Source organism: Rubritalea sp. (assembly GCF_039830215.1).
GTDB lineage: Bacteria > Verrucomicrobiota > Verrucomicrobiia > Verrucomicrobiales > Akkermansiaceae > Rubritalea.
On record NZ_JBDOPO010000217.1, the window covers coordinates 1 to 2,818 of the forward strand.

The following is a 2,818-nucleotide window of genomic DNA, read 5'->3' on the forward strand; positions in this document are numbered from 1 at the left end:
TAGTCGCGCACCTCGTTAAAATTCGACAGATTCAATTTTTTAGGAGCCACTTGAGCATTTACTTGCAAAAAAGCTCCTAAGAGAATTGTCACTCCACTCGCCCATAATTTCTTTTTCATTCTATTCATACATAAGGGAATAATAACTCTAAGTTACTCCTGTCCCACATTCTAATCACGCACGCATCGGGACTAAAGATTGCGCTTCCCCCTACTTAGCTAATCCATTACCACTCCCCTATGCAGCTCGTTGATAAATGGCTTGGTTCAAATATAGCATTCGCCGATGCTCTCCAAACTCAGGAAGCTAAATTACTTGAAGTTCTAGATGGCACAGCTCCGAACACCTTCTTTCAACTCGAGCACGCGCCGGTTTATACGATCGGTCGCACTAGAGATCAATCTTCACTGCGAAGCCCTGAATTACTACCTCACCCAGTGGTCGAAATAAATCGTGGTGGGCAAGCCACCTACCACGGACCTGGTCAATTAGTTGGTTACCCAATAGTCGACCTACGCCCACTCGGTAAAGATCTTCATACCTACATTCGCGCTATTGAGCAGGCCCTCATTGATACCTGTCAATCATTTGGGATCGATGCCGAAAGGCGCGAAGGTCTCACTGGAGTCTGGGTTAAAGACCGAAAACTTGCCGCCATTGGTGTCGGAGTTCGTAAATGGGTTGGTATGCACGGCTTCGCCATCAACATCACAAAAGAAAGCCTGAAAGGCTTCCTCTCCATCACCCCTTGTGGGCTCGATGGAGTCAAAACTACTTGTGTCGCTCACGAAGCTAAAAGCGATATCTCAGTTGCGGAGTTTTCCAAAGCTGCCTCTAAGTACATGCTCGAAGCTCTCAGCCAACTCGAAACTTAATCTCCGACTTCACCCTTTCGGCGGTATCCGCGCACTCAATCGATGTACTTGCTCTGGGGCAACAACGCAAAATCACCCAACTCGTTCTAGCCCTCCTTATCCGGTCATTTGTCATCTGGTCCCCATACGCCAAAATCATTTTCTCCAATAGCTTGATACGGTTATTGGTAGTTGTCCTGCTTTGGCCAATCTATTTGTGTCGGTTACTGTTATTGCGTATTACCTCATTAAAGCGGACACCCAAAATATTTTGATTCCATCTGCGACTGGTTAAAGAAAATGGAGATTCACCAGACTACGTCGAGGCACTCTGTTAAACACGTTCAGAACTATGTTGAACAGAAGGACTACAGACAAGTTAGAGGGGCTCTTGAATATGACATCCTTTGATATTAAAGTTTTTCTGAAGCTGTAGATCCTTTGGGAGATCCTCTATAGTTTATAGTAAGCAGGAGAGCTGATTTCGTAAAGGAGCTAAACATGTTCGCCTCACTCCAAGATCAGCCCCACCAGCTCAGCGATTCCTGATTAGCTTTACTCATAGATGAACAATCGTCGTTGATCGAGCATCAGCTCTCAACAATTAATCCATTTAAAATGAAAGCCGAGATTCGAAAGGTAGAAGACGCCTTTGGGGCGACACGAGAACAACTAATCAAAGATAAAGAGTTCGAATTGCTTTCCACTAAAATGTTCACTCTTCAATAGAGCTAAGCGACCTTGGCTAATTCACCAGAAATCTCTGTTGAATCTTTGACCCTCTCAGTGCAGCATCTGCGGCATGAGTATGAACCGCAGCCACCCGAGCATGCCACAAGGCCCTAAGACCGTCGGCTCCATCGCCGACGCTAGCCTTCTCGACTACCCATTCTCTGCAGATGAATGCGAAATCGTAGAGTTCCGCCTCGATGGCTTACTCAAGAACCTCCAGCAAGTTCGCGATGTGTTGATCAAGCTCAAATCGAGCCCGCTGCAAACGCTCATCACTGCACGCTGCACCACAGAGGGCGGGCTCGCACAGCTCAGCACCGAGCAACGATGCCAACTCATCGGCGGGCTCTCACCGCTCGCCACATTCGTCGACATCGAACTAGCCAACCTCGAAGAAATGCAAAGCGCCGCAGATCAAGCACGCGCCAATGGAGCTCTAGTAATCGCCTCATTCCACGATTTCAAGAAGACTCCGAGCACAGATTTCCTCCGCGATAAAATCCGCCAGGCCATCGACCTAGGTGCGGACATGGTCAAAATGGCAGTCCACCACAACAACGTGGAAGACATGTACCGCTGCGCTAGCCTGCTGCAAGAAGGTCAGCCCATTGCGACCTCGCTGATGGGTATGGGATCTCTAGCTCCAGTTTCTCGCGTCCTCTATTCCCAGCTTGGCTCCTTACTGAATTACGGATACCTTGGCGGTAAGGAAACTGCTCCTGGTCAATGGCCTGCCAGCTTACTCAGCCAGGCAATACGTGCTTCCAAAAGGTTTTGAGGTGTGCCTTCGGCCGTGTTCCGTCTCCCGATATACGCAACACCGTACACGGAGCGCACTCTGCCCAGAGGGGAGAATAACATAATCATCTACTACTATTTCACTCCTGCGCCCTAAGCCCCTCAATCCTTAGCCAGCCAAAAGAGAAGACTAGACCTCAACACCTTAAAGAGAGGACATTCCTCGCGGAGGTCATCACCACGCAGACTGACACACCACCTTCACCTACGCGTCGCTCAGCTTTCATTGCTCGCCTCCCTTTGCCATTACTTAACATGCCTGGCACTGATGACAGAAAAAAAACACCATCCACATTGTTATTAATCTGGCGGAAAACCAGTTGGCACTATTTCTGCTGGATATAAGCTATGAAACTTCAAGACGCACGTACGCTCACACCTAGCCAACTCGAAGATAGACGCAAGCAAGCTGTACTTCTTCGTAAACAGGGGCT

Annotated in this window: 2 protein-coding genes; both read left to right on the forward strand. The window is 48.4% G+C overall.

Annotated elements, in window-relative coordinates; translation table 11 throughout:
• The first annotated feature begins 239 nt into the window (after positions 1–239).
• Positions 240–875: a lipoyl(octanoyl) transferase LipB gene (gene lipB, locus ABGY95_RS07250; RefSeq protein ID WP_347441021.1), complete on the forward strand. Its 636-nt coding sequence runs from the start codon at positions 240–242 to the stop codon at positions 873–875.
• A 787-nt stretch (positions 876–1,662) separates the two neighbouring features.
• Positions 1,663–2,364, forward strand: coding sequence for a type I 3-dehydroquinate dehydratase (locus ABGY95_RS07255; RefSeq protein ID WP_347441022.1), 702 nt, complete (start codon positions 1,663–1,665; stop codon positions 2,362–2,364).
• The last annotated feature ends 454 nt before the right edge of the window (positions 2,365–2,818 follow it).

Excerpts from the sequence above, each read along its gene's own strand:
- lipB (WP_347441021.1), top strand. The coding sequence starts at position 240 with ATGCAGCTCGTTGATAAATGGCTTGGTTCAAATATAGCATTCGCCGAT.
- ABGY95_RS07255 (WP_347441022.1), top strand. The coding sequence starts at position 1,663 with ATGAACCGCAGCCACCCGAGCATGCCACAAGGCCCTAAGACCGTCGGC.